The sequence below is a fragment of the Fibrobacter sp. genome (assembly GCA_024398965.1).
Lineage (GTDB): Bacteria > Fibrobacterota > Fibrobacteria > Fibrobacterales > Fibrobacteraceae > Fibrobacter.
In genome coordinates this window covers 123495-141870 of record JAKSIF010000002.1, presented here as the reverse complement: position 1 = coordinate 141870, position 18376 = coordinate 123495, and the positions used below count along the sequence as shown (strand labels likewise).

The following is an 18376-nucleotide window of genomic DNA, read 5'->3' as shown; positions in this document are numbered from 1 at the left end:
ATAGGTTACTTCTTGCTCTTTCGCCTAAAGTTGAACACAAAGCCCATAAGCACCATGAACAGGAATACAAAGGGGGCCTTGGACAGATTGTTGCTAACAATGCTGGGCTCCGCTGTACTGGAATCATTTTGGGTGGGATTCATGTTTGAATGAATCTTGTTGTCAAAGATGTCCTTCCAAGTGTCCTCGAATTCGGCCAGGGTCATCATGTTGTTTGTGGGATAGTTAAGCGCCTTGTCGATTTCGATACTGTATTGCTTGAAAATTTCGTACAGTTTTTCTGTGGAGTAAAGAGACGGGATTTCCATCAGTTCCCAAACAGTACTGAACATGGATACGAGCAACTGTTCCAAGGTACCCCATTCGGGAATGGTTGCATAGGTCCTGCCTGTTTCTAGAGCCGCGACCAGTTCGCGGTAATCGTCATCCTTGGACCATTCGGCCAAAACGCTCTTGCTCGAGGGGAGCAGACCAATCTGCTGGGTGTAGGCATCAAGGTTCTCGTCATTGACTAGGAACAGGATGAGATCCTTTGCTTCGGGCCTGTTGTTGTTTGCAGGAATGGCGAGATTGCTACCGCCGATAAAGCTGACACTGCCGTTGGCACCCTTGGGAATGGGAATGACCAAAACACTGTCGCTGCCAATGCGTGCGTTGGAGAGACCGCCCATGGAACCCTCGAAACGGGTCTGCATGACGATTTCAGACGTGTTAAGAATGAAAGCCAGTTCGCCGTTATTGAATTGCTGGGCGACTTGTGCGGTGTTTGTTTGCAAGACTTCCGGGAGTACCAGGCTGTCCATGACGAAATGCAGGTAACTGCCGATACCTAACAATGTTTCCTCAGAAAGGATGCTGGCATGCCATTTGCCATTTTCGTCTTTCTTTACAAAGGAGCCGCCGTTACTCCACACCCAAGGAGCAAAATTGTGAGGAATGTTCCAGTCGCTTTTGCCAGGGAAGGCGTAACCGTGAATCTTGGTGCCGTCATCTAGACTTTCGTTGGCGGCGTTAACCTTTTTGATTGCGTTGATGAAGCCCCTGTAGGTGGAAACGGATTCCTTTGTAAAGCCGTGTTCCTTGAAGATACGCTTGTTGGCAAGAATCGGACGGATGTCGATGAACCAGGGGACGGAATAGATGGTGGAGTCGCCGTCGATATGGGTCGTATTCCAGCTTACGGGAACAAATCTGGTGGAATCGATTTCTGGAAGCCAGCTGTTGAGTGGCTTGATAACTTTTTTTGATGCGAAATAGGGAATCCAGGTGGTGCCTAGCTGGAGAACATCGGGTGCTTCCTGCTTGCCTTCGAGGGCCACGTTGATTCTATTCCAAGCTTCGCCCCAGTCCAAAACCTGGACCTTGGTAGGAATGCCGGTTTGCTTCGTGAAAATTTCTAGGCGCTGTTCCAGTTTTTCTTGAGGAGATGCGCCGTTGGGCATGATCCACATGGTGAGCGGCTTGGGCGCGGCAAAGGAAGACGTTGCGAGAAGCGTCGCCAAAAGGGAAGCTGAGAAAGAAAACTTTCCACAAAAACTCTTATTAAACCAACCCGACATAAGTTCTCCTTTTTGCAAAACGCACCAAACCTTCCTTTGGTTGTTTTGTAAGTATCTATTTCGTAATTTAGCATAAAAAAGGGAAGAATGAATTTTTTGATGAGAATTTTATATGGTTGTGGCATCTGGTATCGTGGTAAGAAATGGTCGTTTTCTAATATGCAAGAGACTGCCTTTTTGCAGGGACGGAGCTTTGTGGGAGTTCCCGACTGCGGAGATTGTGGAAGGTGAAACGGCTGAGGATGCTCTGGAAAAACATGTGTTTGTCTGCTTATCTGTGCAGGTGATGGGCTCCGCCCCCCTCGGTGCTGGGGACCTTGATACCCCCAAAGGGGCTCGTTTGCTGGTTTTGGGCGTAAAAACGGAAAATAGGGCTATAAACCTATGCGGTTATTCTGGCAAGAGGTGGGTCCGATTTTGTGATTTTAATCATTTCCGGCTAACGAAATCGGCGCAATTAGCTCTGCGTTGCATAAAAAATTTTGCTCTATGACCATTTTTTTTAGTTTATTATTTATATTTCTGCATGTCGAAAAAAACGACGAACTCAAATCCTATAGGAGTAACAAATGAAAAAAGGTATCATTACCCTTCTCGCAGCTGGCATGATCGTCCTCACCGGTTGCTATGGCAAGAACGCTTGCTTCAACAAGATTCATGACTGGAACGGCACCCTCGGTGACAAGTGGATCAACTCCATCGTTCACTTCTTCCTGATGGTTTTCCCGGTTTACGGCATTGCCCTCGGTCTCGTTGACGGCCTCGTTCTCAACACTGTTGAATTCTGGACCGGTTCCAACCCCCTCGCTGCTGGCGACACCTACTATGAAAAGGACGCTCAGGGCAACGAAATCGCAGCTGTTAAGAACGCTGACGGTTCTATGTCCGTTGAAGTGACCACCGCTGCTGGCGAAAAGGCTACCATGACTCTCGAACGCGACGAAAACGTTGTTCGCGCTCTCGACGCTCAGGGCAACCTCGTTGCTCAGTACGACATTGCTAAGTAATTGATTCCTAAGGCGAGTGTAGCGACCACGCTTGCGTGGGCATTTCCGAGCCGCAGAATCAAAACGCTAAGTAATTGATTCTTTTAATTACTGCAAAGTTTAAGGAACCTCGGTTTTAGGACCGGGGTTCTTTTTTTGTGCGCAGAGCGAGGTAAGTCGGGCTGATAAAGAAAAAGACGACCTTCATGGCCGTCTTTTTTATATGGAGGTAGGGAGAGTCGAACTCCTGACCTACAGATTGCGAACCTGCCGCTCTACCAACTGAGCTATACCCCCGTAGGTGAACTTTCGGCATAGTGAGCCGTGTTCAACTGGAATATAGATTTTGCAGGAATGCTTGGCAAGACGATGGATTTGGACGGGGAGAACAAAAGCTACTGTTGAAAAGTATTCAAATGTTCACTATATTTTATCCGTGATTAGCGCGCAGGGGTTTCTGCGCAAATTCTGAAGTTTTTATATGACAAAGTCCATTGATATTCGCGACGCCCACGAGCATAACCTTCGCCATGTTAGCCTGAACATTCCCCGTGATTCCATTGTGGTGGTGACGGGCGTTTCGGGCTCCGGCAAGAGTAGCCTTGCCTTCGATACGGTTTTCCAGGAAGGCCAGCGCCGTTTTGTGGAATCTCTTTCTGCTTACGCCCGTCAGTTCATTGGCCGCATGAAGCATCCGGAGGTTGAAAGCGTTCGCGGAATTTCGCCCACTATTTCCATCGACCAGAAGACGGTGAACCGCAATCCCCGCAGTACGGTGGGTACGGTGGTTGAGATTTTGGACCATTACCGCTTGCTGTTCGCCCGACTTGGAGTGCCTCACTGCCCGGAATGCGGTCGCGTGATCCAAGCTCAGACGGTGGACCAGATTGTAGACAACCTTTATGCCGGCGATGGCGAAGTCAACGGTGTTCCCCGTCAGGTGACAGTGATGGCGCCCATTGTGCAGGAACGTAAGGGCGAATACCGTAAGGAACTGGCGGAACTGAAGGAAAATGGTTTTGTCCGCGTCCGTGTGGATGGTGAAATTTACCGCATCGACGAAGTTCCCCAGCTGGTGCGTTACGAGAAGCACACCATCGAGGCGGTGATCGACCGCCTGACCTTGGAACGTAAGAACATGAGTCGCTTGCGTGAAGCCTTGGAAGGGGCACTCAAGCTGACCGAAGGTAAGCTGGTAAGCTTCCTGTTTGCTGCGGTGCCTGGCGCGTCGGGTGCCGCCGGTGCCGAGGAATACCGCCTGCAGGGTACGCTTTTGGCTTGCCCCAAGTGCGGCGTTTCCATTCCGGAACTGGAACCGCGATTCTTCAGCTTTAACGATCCCAAGGGCCGCTGCCCGGTGTGCAAGGGCATGGGCGAAAGCTGCGAGTTTGATATCGACTTGGTGATTCCCGACAAGACCTTGTCCTTGAAGCAGGGGGCCTTGGCAATCCAGAAGAAGGATACGGGAACCTTGCTGTTTAGCGATTACGGCTGGCGTAACCTGCGCACCATCGCCAACGAAATGCACTTCACCTTGGACACTCCCTGGAACAAACTGAAACCGGCTCAGCAGCAGGCAGTTCTCCATGGTACGCCCAGCGGCAGTGAACGGGGTGTTCTTGATATTGTCCAGGAACTTTGGAACATGTGGCACATCTTCCACTTCCGCAAGTTCATGAAGATTGACGTGTGCCCGGAATGCAAGGGCTCCCGCATTAACCGTACCGCAAACGCTGTGGATTTCCATGGCCATAACCTGACCGAGATGACGGAATGGTCCGTGGAGCAGTCGGTGGAATTTTTCAACAAGCTGAACCTGAGCGAGAAGGAACTGCGTATCGGTCGCGAAATCCTGAAGGAAATCCGAGGCCGTCTGGGGTTCTTGAACGCGGTGGGCCTTGGCTACCTGAACATTTCCCGAAAGGCATCCACATTGAGTGGCGGCGAAGCCCAGCGAATCCGCTTGGCTAGTGCGGTGGGCGCCGGACTTCAGGGTGTGCTTTACGTGATGGACGAACCTAGCATCGGCTTGCATCCTCGTGACAACGACAAGCTGCTTGGAATGCTGGACCATTTGCGTGCCCAGGGCAACAGCCTTATTGTGGTGGAACACGACGAAGACACCATGCGTCATGCGGATTACGTGATTGACGTGGGTCCTGGTGCAGGTGTAGAAGGCGGTGGAATTATTGCCGCAGGCCCTGTGGAAGAACTGGAAAAGAACAAGGATTCCTTGACGGGCGCTTACCTTAGCGGGTGTAAGGCAATCGAGGTTCCCAAGCAGCGCAAGAAAATCGACAAGGATACTCCCAAGTTAAAGATTTGCGGAGCTGCCGAGAACAACCTGAAGAACATTGACGTGGAGATTCCCCTGGATGGCGCCTTGACTGTGGTGACCGGTGTTTCGGGCTCCGGCAAGAGTACGCTGGTGAATCAGATTCTCCGTAAGGAACTGGCCCGCGTGTTCTTCAATTCCGAGGAACCGGTGGGCAAGTTCGACCACCTGGAAGGCGTTGAGAATATCGACAAGGTCATTGAAATCGACCAGACGCCTATTGGCCGCACTCCCCGTAGTAATCCCGCCACTTACACCAAGATCTGGGACGATATCCGCGACTTGTTCGCCGGCATGGAAGAAAGTAAGATTCGCGGTTATACCAAGAGCCGTTTCAGCTTTAACGTGAAGGGCGGTCGCTGCGATGCCTGCGAAGGCGCCGGCGTAAAAGAAATTGACATGCACATTTTGCCCAGTGTGCAGGTGACTTGCGAAGTCTGTAACGGCAAGCGTTTTAACGACGCCACCCGCGAAGTTTACTTTAAGGGCAAGAACGTTTCTGAAATTCTGGACATGAGCATTAGCGATGCTGCGGAATTCTTCAAGGACCAGCCCCGCATTTCTGCACCTCTGAACCTGCTTTGCGAAGTGGGCCTGGGCTACCTGACTTTGGGCCAGCCCTCTACCACCTTGAGCGGCGGCGAAGCCCAACGAATCAAGATTGCATCGGAACTTCGTAGGCCTGGAACGGGCAAGACCTTGTACCTGCTGGACGAACCTACCACAGGTTTGCATTTCGAGGATATCCGCAAGTTGATGGATTGCCTGAATCGTTTGCGCAGCCTGGGCAACAGCATTGTGATTATTGAACACAATCTGGATGTGATCAAGTGCGCCGACTGGATTATTGACTTGGGCCCCGACGCTGGCGTGCATGGTGGCCGCGTTATTGCCGCAGGAACTCCGGAACAGATTGCAAAGAGCAAGAAGTCTGAAACCGGCCGCTATCTGGCTCCTATTTTGGCACGCGCCCGCAACGGTTACAAGCCTATTTCCAACTTGATGGGAAGCCTTGCCGAAAACAAGGCCCGTTATGACGCATCTTCGGCAAAGATGGCTTCTGCCATGAAGAAGATGGGGAGCAATAGCGACGGCCCGTCCCTGGATATTGAAGTTCGCGGCGCCCGCAAGCACAATCTGAAGAATATTGACGTTACCATTCCCCGCCATAAGCTGACGGTGGTGACCGGTGTCTCGGGCTCCGGCAAGAGCAGCCTTGCGTTCCATACGTTGTTTAGCGAAGGCCAGAGGCGCTTTGTGGAAACCTTGAGTACCTACGCTCGTCGATTCCTGGGTCGCCCGGACCGCGGTAGCATTGATTCTATTTCGGGCTTGGCTCCGGCAATTGCCATTGACCAGAAGTCTGCCAGCAAGAGCCCCCGCAGTACGGTGGCGACGCTTACCGAAATCTACGACTACTTCCGTATTTTCTGGTCCCGCGTGGGTACGCCCCACTGCCTTCATTGCGGTAAGCCTGTGGACTCCTACGCTGCCGGCGACTTGATGCAGCTTGCCTTTGACAGAGACCTGAACAAGATGGTGACGGTGCTTGCTCCTTTTGAAGTCAAGGACATCCTGAAACTGTCCAAGATCCTGACGGAAAAGGGATACCGCAAGGTGTACATGGGCGATAAGCTTGTGGAACTGCCGCTGCCCAAGATTCCTACCCGCGAAAAGCAGGTGTTGGCTGTTGTGGACCAGGTGGTGGTGAAGGAAGAAAACCGCGCCCGCCTGGTGGAAGCCTTTGAACGAGGCTACCGCGACGGTAACGGAATTTTGTTTGTGGACTGTGAAGGTGAAGAACGTTTGTCTGCCAGCGAAAAGCCGGGCTGCCCCGATTGTGGCTGGTACATGGATAGCGCCTTGAATCCGAAACACTTCAGTTTCAATACCCACTGGGGCGCCTGCGAAACTTGCCTTGGCTTGGGGCACTTTAAGGATGGAAAGGTTTGCCCTGATTGTAAGGGGGAACGCCTGAAGCCTGAATACCTGGCGGTTCGCATCGGCGGAAATTCCGGTAAGAATGTACGTGATAATTCCTGCGATAAAAGTCGCGGCAAGCAGGGTGATGGAATGAACATTATGGATGTCCATCACATGAGTATTGACGAGGCCCGTGACTGGTTTGCCAATGTGAAGTTCGATGGCGAAAAGAACGGGGCGGGGAAGGCGAAGATTGCGGAACCCCTCCTTCGTGAAATCATCGGTCGCTTGGATTTCTTGAAGAGCGTGGGCTTGGGCTACATTGGCCTGGATCGCTCCGGCGACACCTTGAGCGGTGGCGAGTCCCAACGTATTCGTTTGGCTAGCCAGATCGGTAGCGGCCTGGAAGGGGTGCTGTATGTTCTGGATGAGCCTACGGTTGGCCTCCACGAAAGCGATACCGCAAAGCTTCTGGATACATTGTACCGCCTGAGGGACTTGGGCAATACCCTGGTGGTGGTGGAGCACGATATGAACATGATGGAGGCGGCCGACCATATCATCGATATGGGCCCCGCCGCCGGAGAATTCGGCGGCGAGGTGGTAGCCGAGGGCTCCCCGGCCGCATTGTCGAAGCCTTATGCGCTCCAGCAGTTCCCTCGTAGCGAAACGGTGAAGTACTTGACCCGAAACATCCCCATGGCCAATGAGGTTGCCGCAGTTCCCATTACCGAAAATACGGAATTCTACGAATTCAAGAATCTTTCCAAGAACAACCTTAAGAATTTGTCTGTAAAATTCCCCAAGGGCGCTGTCAGCGTGGTTTGCGGTGTATCCGGTTCCGGCAAGAGTTCCCTGGTCATGGATGAAATCTATCCGGCGTTAAAGCGCAAGTTTCAGGCCCGAGGTAAGAAGAAGGAATCCGGCGAGGTCCTGCTGGTGGACCAGAGCCCTATTTCGGGAACACCCCGCAGTACCCCTGCCAGTTTTACCGGCGTCTTTGACGATATCCGCAAGCTCTTTGCCAAGCTGGAACAGTCCAAGATCAAGGGCTTTGACTATGGCCGCTTCAGCTATAACCTGGCTCGAGGTCGCTGCCCCGCCTGCGAAGGCCGTGGCGCCATCTCCGTAGAAATGCACTTCCTTTCTGACGTGTGGGAAGTCTGTGACGCCTGTGGCGGTAAGCGCTACAACCAGGAAACTTTGACGGTGACCTTCAAGGGCAAGAATATTGCCGACGTGCTGGACATGCGCGTTGCCGAAGCCTGCGAGTTCTTCAAGGACCAGCCTAAGATTCTGCCCAAGCTTGAAGCCCTTCGCGATGTGGGCCTGCCCTATGTTAAGCTGGGCCAGCCCGTGACCACATTGAGCGGCGGTGAAAACCAGCGCCTGAAACTGGCTGCAGAGCTTTCCCGCAAGAACGCCAAGGAAACGGTCTATCTTCTGGATGAACCTACCACGGGTCTCCACTTGAAGGATATCCAGATTCTTTGGAACCTTTTGCGTCGTCTTTCTGCCCGCGGAGACACGGTTATCGTCATTGAGCATCACCCGGATATTATCCGCCTTGCCGACTGGAAGATGGAATTGGGCCCCGTAGGCGGTGGAAATGGCGGACATTTGCTCCAAATGGGGGCGAATGACTAGGATTTTGATACCCCGGAATAGACGGTGTAAGCAAAAAAGTTATTTTTATGTGAGAAAATTGAAATGTTTTGCGCATTTCTTGAAGTTTGCAAAAGGAGACTGTATGTCCTTTAAAACACATCGTCTTAGTTGGCTGTCCCTTCTTCTGTTGGTGCCCGCTTTGGCCATGGCTGATGCCGATCGTAATTACAAGGTTGCTCCCAACCTCTTTAAGACGGGTGCTGCAATGGAAAATATTGCAGATATGGCCATCGTAAAGGGTGGTGTAAGAGCCCTGTCCGAAACTCCTACGATTCCCCTCAAGGCAAATACCATGTATCTGCGTCATAAGAAGGGCCCGAAGGAATATCACTGGTTCTCTGGCCAGGTAGACGAAAAGAACTTTGAAAAGCTTCATGCCTTTAGCCTCAGGGAAAACTACCTTAAGGCTTCCGAAGTGGTGGGCATGCGTTTCTATGGTTCTCAGAAGAACAAGGCCTTCCAGGATGAACTGGACCTGTATTTCGATAGGGAATACATCTATTCTCCCCGCGTTCCGAAACTGTTCTTCATGAAGAACGGCCGCTGGCAGCAGCTGAACGAAGTGGATCGTCCGGGTATCATCATCATTGATACCGCAGGCATCCCTGGTCTGGAATACACTTCCTTGACTCTCAAGATGAGAAACCAGGTATCCAAGATTTATCCTGTTAAGTCAGGCATGTATGCCTTCTCCTTCTCTGCCCCCAATCGCCTTCCCTATGTAGAAGCTGTTTATGTGCAGGACGGTGAAGTCCTTAAGATTAAACCGCAGATGGCAGTTCTTGCTAACGATGGCAAGGTGACTGCAAAGACTTCTGTAACCTTGGGTGCCGTTGAATCCGCCAATACCCTGGAAGAAGTCGAAGTCCTGTTTGATAAGCTTGCTGCCGATATCCAGAATACTGTCAGCCTGGTTGACACCACAGAGTTCGCCAAGAGCTATCCGGCTCCTCGCAAGGCTTTGTCCCTTAGTGTTACCGCCGACGATGATTCCTATAAGGACTATCGTGCCAAGTTCCAGGTAAAGCGTCAGGAAGCACGCGATATGTGGCGTAGCAGCAAGCTTGGTGGCATTGGCATGATTAACCAGGTCCTTCGTCACAAGCTGGACAGCTTGCAGAAACTCCCCTTGAGCGGCACCATGCAGCCGACTAAGGTTGAACCTGTTTACCAGAAGGTTGACGGAACAGACCAGATTGCGGCCGTACGTATGACCTTTGGCCAGCCCAAGGCTCGCTTTGATGTATCCTGGTCCGGTACCGCCGAAGGTATGACCAACGAAGAATTCTATAACTTGGTAAAGGATGGTGATGCTAAGGCTCACCTGACCTTGGTCAACAACAAGCCTGTGTGGATTTACGACCAGGGTGTTTTGACCGGTCGTCATCATTACCGTTATGAGAAGATGGAACTGAATGTGAACGGATCCGATGTTCAGACCCATGGTGGTTTTGAACTTCCGGACTACATCTTTGACCAGACCGAAGTCCAGGAATGGCTCAATCGTCCTGCCGAAGAAAAGACTCAGGTTCTGACCGAGGAAGTTGAAAAGAAGGCTCCGGTACAGGAAGACGAAGACCTTGGTGTCGAAGTCAAGATGTCTGTGCCTCGCGTCATCCGCGATAAGATTGTTGGCAACGTCGCCCTGATTGACTCCGGATCCTTCCGTTACAGGGGTCATGTGGTTGCCATGTCTCCGTTTGCAATTCATACAACTGAAGTGACCCAGCAGTTCTTTAAGGAAACCATGGACCGTCTGGATTCCAGTCAGCGTATTGAGGACCGTTCTTCCTTTAAGGAAGCCCGTAAGCCTGTGCATAACATCAACTGGGATAACGCCCGCAAGTTCTGTAAGGCCATTGGCGGCGATCTGCCCACCGAAGCCCAGTGGGAATTTGCCGGTCGCGCCGATAATAACGAAGGCGCACTCTGGAATCTTGATGATGTTCCTGATGTAAACAACTACGCTGTCTACCGCAAGAACTCCTACAAGCTGGGCAAGAAGAGCCCGCTCTATGGTCCTCAGCCTGTCAGCGCCAAGAAGTCCAATCCCTGGGGCATCTTCGATATGTCCGGTAACGTTGCCGAATGGACCTTGGATAACTACTTCATGTTCTCCTTCATCGTTGAAAAGTCCAATCCGACTGGCGCAACCATGGGCTCCCATAAGGTGTACAAGGGCGGCTCCTGGAAGGATAACGAAAAGGATTTGAACCTCACCGAGCGTGACGATGAGGATCCTCGTTTCTGGTCCGATGCCATTGGTTTCCGCTGCGCATTCCCGAGGGCAATGTTCGAGGGCAAGTAATGCGGGAACTGAAGTTCTTCAAAAAGATTACAGCTATTCCGTATCTGCTGGTAGTCCTGGCTCTTTTGATGCCTATGGCCAACGTATCCTGCAGCGACGATAAGGTTATTGCAGACCCTAATCTGTACGAACTTGCCTCTGGTCTTGATCTTGAACAGGCCTTGTACGAACCGGCTCTTGGTACTCTCAAAAAGATGGAAGCTGGCAATCCTACGGCCATGGAAAAGTTCCGTGCCCAGATGCCCAACTTCCCCAAGATGGAGCCAGTTCCTTTCCTCTATGCCATCTTGATTGGCGCCGTGCTTGCTGGGGCATTTGCCTGGTTTACACCCTTGGGCTCCATCGCTCTTGGTATGTTGACCATGGTGTCCATGTGGGGATTCTTGGCACAGCTAAGCAAGTTGAATTCCGCCATGGGAATTCCTTTGCTGAAGGTGGAACCTGGAATTGGCCTGTATGCGGCAGAGGCGCTGATCCTGATTGGAACCGCGATGAATCTGGCTAGCATCATTCGCCCTATTGTAACAGAATATAAGGCGCGAAAGGCCTCGAAAAAGGGTTAATAGGTTAAAGGATAAAGGTTAAAGAAAAAGGGCTGCCTGCGGGCAGTCCTTTTTTAATTATGAATGATGAGTTATGAATTACGTGGCGAGCCTTCGTACTTCGAACCTCGAACCTCGCGCCTCGTGTCTCGCGCCTCTTACACGTTGAAGCGGAACAGCATGATGTCGCCGTCCTGCACCACGTATTCCTTACCTTCGGTACGGAGTACGCCGGCTTCCTTGGCGGCGTTCCAGCTGCCGTACTTTTCGAAGTCGGCGTAGGAGAGGGTTTCTGCGCGGATGAAGCCGCGTTCGAAGTCGGAGTGGATGACGCCTGCGCACTGAGGAGCCTTGAAGCCTGCTTCGAAGGTCCATGCACGGCATTCCTTTTCGCCTGCGGTAAGGAAGGTGCGGAGGCCGAGGATTTCGTAACCCTTGCGGACAACTGCGTCCAAGCCGGATTCCTGGAGGCCCAGGTCCTTGAGGAATTCAACCTTGTCGGCGGGTTCCATCTGGGAAAGTTCTTCTTCGATCTTGCCGGAAATCATGATGACTTCGTGGCCGTTCTTGGCGGCGTATTCTTTGAGAGCTTCTACGTAGGCGTTGCCGGTGAGGATGTCGTCTTCCTTCACGTTGGCGCAGTAGAACAAGGGCTTTGCGGTAAGCAGGGCCAGGTCCTTGATAATCTGGTCCATTTCTTCGCTTTCGCCTGCGAGACCGCGGGCTGCCTTGCCTTCCTGGAAGGCGTCGCGGAGCTTTTCGCAGGCGGCCAGACGGGCCTTGGCCTCGGCGCCACCCATACGGGCGTTCTTGGCTTCGGTAGCCAAACGCTTTTCTACGCTTTCCAGGTCCTTGAGGATCAGTTCGGTTTCGATGATTTCCACGTCGCGAACTGGATCCACGGAACCGTGAACGTGAACGATGTCGCCGTCATCAAAGCAGCGGACCACTTCCATGATGGCCTGGCATTCACGAATGTGGGTGAGGAACTGGTTGCCAAGGCCTTCACCGTTGGCAGCACCCTTTACAAGACCTGCGATATCCACGAATTCTGTAACAGCGGGAACGATGGACTTGGGGTTGTAAACCTTTACCAGGGCATCGAGACGTGCGTCGGGAACGTTCACCATACCCACGTTGGGGTCGATGGTGCAGAAGGGATAGTTGGCGGCTTCGGCGCCGGCGTTGGTGATTGCGTTAAAGATGGTGCTCTTGCCAACGTTGGGCAAACCCACGATACCACATTTAAAACCCATGATTATCTCCAGTTGTGCGGCGTTTCTATCCCGCCGATAAAATTTTCATGGACAAAGTTAGTAAAAAGGGGTTCCCGTGCGTTTTTCAAAAAGCTATTATTGCCGCCCGAAAAAGGTATTGTATGGCTAAAGCAAAAAACATGGACTTGCTCTCGGGCTCTATTTGGGATAAGATCCTAAAGTTTGCTGTGCCCCTGGCGGCAAGTTCCATTCTCCAGCAGCTGTTCAATTCCGCAGATGTCGCCGTAGTGGGTAAATTCGCCGGCGATGCGGCCCTCGCTGCCGTAGGGGCGAATACCTTCATCATCAACCTGATGGTGAATCTTTTCGTAGGCCTTTCCATCGGGGCCAACGTGGTTGTGGCCAATGCCTTGGGCGAGGGCCGTGCCCGTGCCGTGTCCCGCAGTATCCATACCGCCATCTTTATTTCCCTTGTGTGCGGAATCCTGTTGGCCGCTGTAGGTGTGGTATTTGCCAGCCCCATTCTGCAATGGATCTCCACACCTCAGGATATCTTGGACCAGGCGGTTCTTTATTTCCAGATTTATTTCGTAGGCATGCCCTTCATCATGCTGTACAATTTCTGTGCGGCAGTCCTGAGAAGCAAGGGCGATACCAAGCGCCCCTTCTATGTGCTGCTGGTGGCGGGCATCATCAACCTGGTCCTGAACATCCTCTTTGTGGTGGGATTCCATATGGATGTAGATGGGGTTGCCATCGCCACGGTGCTGTCCAACGTAGTTAGCTCCCTTACGCTATTGTACTTTTTGAAACGGGAGCAGGGGGCCTTCAAGTTTGAATTCTGGAAGCTTCGCATTACACCTTATTTTCTTGGTCGCATAGTTAAGATTGGTATGCCTGCGGGCGTACAGGGTGCCTTGTTCTCCTTCAGTAATGTGTGTATCCAGTCGGCGATTAACAGCTTAGGTTCTACGGCGGTTGCTGCATCCGCTGTGGCTATGAATCCGGAGTTGATAGTGTACTTCTGGCTGGCGTCCTTTGGCCATGCCTGCGTGACCTTTGTGGGTCAGAACTATGGCGCCAAAAATCTGGAGCGTTGCCGTAGTGTTGTCCGATGGACCCTTTTGCTTTCGGGCGTAACGACCTTTACATTGGGGGCATTGACTTGTATTTTCTATCACCCCATTTTGTCAATCTTCACCAATGACGAAGCAACGATTGCGACTGGCATGTACCGAGTCTACATTGTGATAGGTCTGGAATTCATCAACGTAATGATTGATGTGTGCTCCGGCGCCCTCCGTGGAATGGGCCAGTCCATGTCGCCCACTTTGATTTGCGTGTTTGGAATCTGCGGCGTCCGTATATTCTGGGTCTTTGCCATGTTCCCCAAATTTGGCACTTTCGCATCACTCATGTGCTGCTATCCTTTGAGCTGGCTTACTACCGGAACCATAATTTTCTGTGTTTATCAGCGTCTTGTAAGGAAAACTAAGGCTCAGTGGTCGGTTGGCAAATAATTCAATTCTATACTTTTATATATTTCAATTGATGAAATATTTTGCTCAAAAGTTTTCTAGGCTGGCACTTGGGGCTGTATTGACCCTGGGTGTAACCGCTTGCGTTTACGAGCCGGAACAGTTTGAAGCGACAGAGTCCGGCAATAAGGGCGAAGCCTCGGTCGGTGATTTCGGCAAGTTGGTGGCAACCAACGTGGGAAAGCAGATTTGTAACCCTTCCGTTTCCCAGGATCCGGTAAATTATCCCGGTTCCATGCTGTGGCTGAATTTCGGCGGCAAGCTTGTGGTGAATACAGACGATTCAAGCTACACAACTTCCAGGGTGGTTCAGCACGATCGATTGACCGTGACAGATACTTCCAATACGGTTCGTTGGTTCCTGATGCGCGATACTGCGGCTGGTGAATGCCAGTTCCAGGATCCGGAATGGAGTACCCATGGCGATTACATTGTCGCTCTCAGAGCTTACGATACCAAGGGCAACAAGTCCTGTGAAAACCTGGACTACGGTATTTTTGCCGTTCGTATGAGTGACAAGAAAAAGTTCTGGTTCTACGACAAGGAAATCAGCGAATTTGCCACACCCCACCTTTGGGTTGATGAAACCGCTGCCGTTTCCGACTCCTCCGTTGCAGACTCTACGGTAGAAGGCTTCTTCGGAACGAAGAACGTACGCCTTGTCTACGTGAACAAGAGTAACGAAATCTTGTTTGTGGATTTTTCAAAGACGGGTTCCGCAAAGGAAGAATCTGCGGCCTTGTCTAAGCCCAAGAAGTTGAAAAAGCCTGCCGGTATTGAAGGCTGGCTGGTGGATAGTCCGCTGATTTCCCCTGACGGAAATTTTGTGGTCTATAACGCCATCAACTCCAGCATGACCGGCTGGAATTCCTACGTGCAGGAACTTTCCGAAAGCGCCAATGCGGTTATGATCGAGAAGACGGCAGACATGATTTCCTCTGCAGTTCAGCCTCATTGGTTTGGTATTGGCAGCCGTCTGTTTGTGACTTGGGCTGAGTTCCCCAGCGGATCTCAGTTTGTGAACAAGAACGACCTTGGCGAAGAATCCGTCCAGAACGGTTCTGCAGGCCGTACCGCCATGCGCGAAATCAAGTTGACTGCGGGCGCTCCCTCTGACATTACTGTGGAATGGGTTGGCGATGTTCGCCAGATAGCTCCTGTTCCCATGATCGGCGGCCGTTCTCCCGATGGTCGCTTTGTGGCCACTGGCACTAACCTGGGCTTCTTGCTCCAACTTCCGTAAGGCTCTGCGAGGTGAATCATGAAGAAATTTGATTGCAGAAAGAATTGCGGAAAGTTGCTTGGCGGCGCAGCTGTTGTTATCGCCGGTGCGGCTGCCTTTATGGCTGGCCTTAACGCTCCTGTTGAAGTGGCGACCCCTTGGGAGTCCATTGGTGGTTGCGGTGCAGGCGGATCCGGCGGTGGAGCTGGGGATGGTATCAAGTGGATTGGCCAGGGAGTCTCCGGCGGCTATCTTGAAACCGAAGTTTTTACCAAGTACAGCGTTGGCCAGAATTTCTCCGGCCTGACTGTTACGCCCCATTTGTCTATTAAGCCCACCTGGTCTACAAAGCTCGGGGTGAGCATTCCCTGGATGAGCCATCAGGGCGAAGTGCAGTACCGTAGTAACCAGATTCCTACGGATCGTACCACCGGCGGCATGGGCGATATCTCCTTTGACTTTAGCAAGACCATTGGAAGTGGCGGCGCAGCCTCCCTGTCTGCAAGCTTGTCCATTCCTACGGGCCAGTACGACATTAAGCGCGGTACTGACGCTGCAGAAGAAATTCTGCCCAGCAGTTTCCAGAAGGGTTCCGGTCTTTATAGCCTTACATTGGGCTGGGATTACAGCCGCGATACAGACAAGGGAATCTGGCTTTATGGCTTGACCTATACCCATCCCTTTGCCATGCACCTGATTTCTGGCGAGAATGAGTTCAACGATTCCTACTGGGATGACATGGATGTTTCCGGAAAGCGTTTCAAGTACCGCTTTAAGCCCTATGGTGAAAACGACCTTGGCGCCTACACGCCGCCAACGGTTGGGGGCTCCATTGCCTACGGCTATCGTGGCCGCCCGGGCATTGTACAGTCCTTTGGCGTAAACTTCTCCGCACCTCTTGGGGTTGCATGGATTTCCTCAGAAAAGGCCGGTACTTACGATCCGCGCCCAGACCCTGATCATCAGGCTTGGTCTGTGGCATTTGCCTACGGCATTGAGTTCTCCGACGCCGATTTCCCTGTGTTCCTGGCTCTATCCGTACCGCTCCACGACAAGGCTAATGCCGCTGATCCCAAGGACGAGTACGACGAAAAACCCATGCGCAAGTGGAACGCTCCGGACTGGAGCGACTTTGGCCAGCAATGGACCATTGCCGTTGGCGTCAAGGGTAGCTTCTTCTAGTTTCAAGTACTAGGAAGAAAGAACAACCTTGCCCTCGGTCATCCCCGTCAAGCGAGGACAGGTGTCCAATGGCAAGTAAACTTGCCATGGTCACGACACTCGTGTCAACAGTTGTTTGTAGAACAACCTAGCATTCGGTCATGTCGGCACAAGCAAGCTTGGCCGCCGCGACTCTCATGCAAACAGTTGTTTGCAAAATGAATGTCAATTGAAAAATGGGTTGCCTGCGCGAAAGTCGATAAATATATTGTCCTCAAAATAGTTTAATAGATCCATGACGAAGTCCTCCCGGCAAAGGGACACGACGACGTTGTGGATTTTTTTTGAGGATAAAATGAGCTATCAAATGAAAAAGTACGAAGACCTGGACATTACCGACAACTTTATGTTTGCCAAGGTATTCAGCAACGAGGATGTGGCCAAGGATTTTCTGCAGGACGTCCTGAAAATTTCCATCGACAAGATTTCCGTGGTCGCCGAAGCCACGACCCAGGAAGATCCCTTCCACAAGAGCGTCCGCTTCGATGTGCTCGTGAAGGAGGAATTGCCTAGCACAGGTCGTTACTTCGATATTGAGTTGCAGATGGTCGATACCGGCGAACTGCCCAAGCGCGCCCGCTACTACCAGGGAATGTGCGACCTAGATGTCCTCGCCAAGGGAGTGAATTACACCAAACTTCAAGAACAGTACATTCTGTTCATTTGCCCGGACGACATCTTCGGCAAGGACAAGCCCGTTTACAGGTTCCAGAACCGCGAAGAAAGCGACCCAAATATTTTAATGGGCGACCTTTGTTATAAAAACTTTTATATCTTTAAGAAGTACCGCGAAATCAAGGACAACTCCATTCGCGAATACATGCAGTACTTCGCCACGCAGGAGCACGGATCCGCAAAGATGAAGCGCATCCACGATCTCGTGGAACAGTACCGCAAGGACCCTATTGCAAAGAAGGCTTACATGACCCTGGAACAGGAACTTAACATTCGTTACGAGAAAGGGCAGAGTGACAAGAACAAGGAACTCGCCAAGGCGTTGCGTGTTCAGGGAAAACTTACTTTGGAAGAAATTGCCTCAGTTTCTGGCCTCACTCCCGAAGAAATCAAGGCGCTGTAAAAAGCGTTTTTTGGCCTTCTTGAAGGGTGTTCAATCTTTACAAAAGCTCTGTTGGCCTTTGTAGTCGCGGCACTAGCCGACGTTCTCTTTTTTTAGAGTTCGCTCGGCGTCATCCAGCCATAGCCTTTAGAAGTTCTTTTTTGCTGGAGCCCAAGGAGAACAGAGCCCGAATCAACAATTCCAAAGACACGCTGGAATTTGCCTTTTCCATTTTTGCCAGGCGCGATTGACTTGTTCCCGACATTCTTGCGACTTCTTCTTGAGACAATCCACTTTTCTTTCGCTTTGCCACAAGAGCCTTGGCGAGCGCAACCTTCATTTCGATAATCGCCATTTCAGCTTCGTTCAGGTCCAGAAATTCGTCGATGTCGCCAACCTTCCATCCGTTCTTTTCTAGCCTTTCTTTTTTTGCCTTTTCCATGCAGCCTCACTTTGCCTCGTAAGCGGAAAGCCGTTTCTTGCAGAGTTCTATTACATCCTGCGGAGTTTTGTTTGTTTTCTTATCAACCCAATGAATCACGATTATCGCATCATCATCGATTCGATAAAAAATCCGCCATGTCTTGTTTTCGTCGTTGATACGCAATTCATGACAACGTGCGCCAATTGACGGCATGGGTCGACTTTGCGGCATTGACAAAGATAAGCCTGATTGTAACAAGCGAAGTAGGTATCCTGTTTCAATTCTAGCCTTTTGTGACAACGGCGGAGATTTTGGTTGAGAACTCAACCAAGCCAAAGGTTTATGTTTTGGACTCATTAAATATATGTCATTTTTG

At 51.4% G+C, this 18376-nt stretch carries 11 protein-coding genes and 1 tRNA gene; 8 read left to right on the top strand and 4 right to left on the bottom strand.

Features of this window, described 5'->3' with window-relative positions; genetic code table 11:
- Positions 1–5: 5 nt before the first annotated feature.
- Entirely contained in the window at positions 6–1559 is a 1554-nt protein-coding gene (locus MJZ26_01485) for an extracellular solute-binding protein (protein MCQ2104441.1), read from the bottom strand.
- A gap of 569 nt (positions 1560–2128) precedes the next feature.
- On the opposite strand from MJZ26_01485, the gene MJZ26_01480 reads away from it, so the two are divergent.
- Complete coding sequence (locus MJZ26_01480; protein MCQ2104440.1) at positions 2129–2566, top strand: DUF3332 domain-containing protein; 438 nt, start codon at positions 2129–2131, stop codon at positions 2564–2566.
- 203 nt (positions 2567–2769) lie between these two features.
- Here MJZ26_01480 and MJZ26_01475 read toward each other — a convergent pair.
- A tRNA-Ala gene (locus MJZ26_01475) sits at positions 2770–2842 on the bottom strand.
- A gap of 184 nt (positions 2843–3026) precedes the next feature.
- On the opposite strand from MJZ26_01475, the gene uvrA reads away from it, so the two are divergent.
- From uvrA to MJZ26_01460, 3 genes are all read left to right on the top strand, one after another.
- A complete protein-coding gene (gene uvrA, locus MJZ26_01470) occupies positions 3027–8450 on the top strand; it encodes an excinuclease ABC subunit UvrA (GenBank protein MCQ2104439.1) in 5424 nt (1807 codons plus the stop codon).
- A 103-nt stretch (positions 8451–8553) separates the two neighbouring features.
- A complete protein-coding gene (locus MJZ26_01465) occupies positions 8554–10779 on the top strand; it encodes a formylglycine-generating enzyme family protein (protein ID MCQ2104438.1) in 2226 nt (741 codons plus the stop codon).
- Positions 10779–11342 (top strand): hypothetical protein, encoded by a 564-nt coding sequence (locus tag MJZ26_01460; GenBank protein MCQ2104437.1) that lies wholly within the window; start codon positions 10779–10781, stop codon positions 11340–11342. The genes MJZ26_01465 and MJZ26_01460 overlap by 1 nt, the downstream gene beginning before the upstream one ends.
- A 137-nt stretch (positions 11343–11479) precedes the next feature.
- Here MJZ26_01460 and ychF read toward each other — a convergent pair whose 3' ends face one another.
- The gene (ychF, locus tag MJZ26_01455) at positions 11480–12577 is read right to left on the bottom strand and encodes a redox-regulated ATPase YchF (protein ID MCQ2104436.1); all 1098 of its coding nucleotides are present in this window, start codon (positions 12575–12577) and stop codon (positions 11480–11482) included.
- Between the two features lie 122 nt (positions 12578–12699).
- On the opposite strand from ychF, the gene MJZ26_01450 reads away from it, so the two are divergent.
- The 4 genes from MJZ26_01450 to MJZ26_01435 all read left to right on the top strand — a co-directional run bounded on the left by MJZ26_01450 (position 12700) and on the right by MJZ26_01435 (position 17597).
- Positions 12700–14058: an MATE family efflux transporter gene (locus MJZ26_01450; GenBank protein MCQ2104435.1), complete on the top strand. Its 1359-nt coding sequence runs from the start codon at positions 12700–12702 to the stop codon at positions 14056–14058.
- 79 nt (positions 14059–14137) lie between these two features.
- A complete protein-coding gene (locus MJZ26_01445) occupies positions 14138–15319 on the top strand; it encodes a hypothetical protein (protein MCQ2104434.1) in 1182 nt (393 codons plus the stop codon).
- A gap of 18 nt (positions 15320–15337) precedes the next feature.
- Complete coding sequence (locus MJZ26_01440) at positions 15338–16480, top strand: hypothetical protein (GenBank protein MCQ2104433.1); 1143 nt, start codon at positions 15338–15340, stop codon at positions 16478–16480.
- A gap of 346 nt (positions 16481–16826) precedes the next feature.
- Positions 16827–17597, top strand: coding sequence for an Rpn family recombination-promoting nuclease/putative transposase (locus tag MJZ26_01435; protein ID MCQ2104432.1), 771 nt, complete (start codon positions 16827–16829; stop codon positions 17595–17597).
- A 109-nt stretch (positions 17598–17706) separates the two neighbouring features.
- Here MJZ26_01435 and MJZ26_01430 read toward each other — a convergent pair whose 3' ends face one another.
- Positions 17707–18018 carry a helix-turn-helix domain-containing protein gene (locus MJZ26_01430; protein MCQ2104431.1) on the bottom strand — a complete coding sequence of 104 codons (312 nt, stop codon included), beginning with the start codon at positions 18016–18018 and terminating at the stop codon, positions 17707–17709.
- Positions 18019–18376 lie beyond the last annotated feature (358 nt).

Coding starts and splice junctions, on each gene's coding strand:
- MJZ26_01485 (MCQ2104441.1), bottom strand. CDS start 1,559: ATGTCGGGTTGGTTTAATAAGAGTTTTTGTGGAAAGTTTTCTTTCTCA.
- MJZ26_01480 (MCQ2104440.1), top strand. CDS start 2,129: ATGAAAAAAGGTATCATTACCCTTCTCGCAGCTGGCATGATCGTCCTC.
- uvrA (MCQ2104439.1), top strand. CDS start 3,027: ATGACAAAGTCCATTGATATTCGCGACGCCCACGAGCATAACCTTCGC.
- MJZ26_01465 (MCQ2104438.1), top strand. CDS start 8,554: ATGTCCTTTAAAACACATCGTCTTAGTTGGCTGTCCCTTCTTCTGTTG.
- MJZ26_01460 (MCQ2104437.1), top strand. CDS start 10,779: ATGCGGGAACTGAAGTTCTTCAAAAAGATTACAGCTATTCCGTATCTG.
- ychF (MCQ2104436.1), bottom strand. CDS start 12,577: ATGGGTTTTAAATGTGGTATCGTGGGTTTGCCCAACGTTGGCAAGAGC.
- MJZ26_01450 (MCQ2104435.1), top strand. CDS start 12,700: ATGGCTAAAGCAAAAAACATGGACTTGCTCTCGGGCTCTATTTGGGAT.
- MJZ26_01440 (MCQ2104433.1), top strand. CDS start 15,338: ATGAAGAAATTTGATTGCAGAAAGAATTGCGGAAAGTTGCTTGGCGGC.
- MJZ26_01435 (MCQ2104432.1), top strand. CDS start 16,827: ATGAAAAAGTACGAAGACCTGGACATTACCGACAACTTTATGTTTGCC.
- MJZ26_01430 (MCQ2104431.1), bottom strand. CDS start 18,018: ATGGAAAAGGCAAAAAAAGAAAGGCTAGAAAAGAACGGATGGAAGGTT.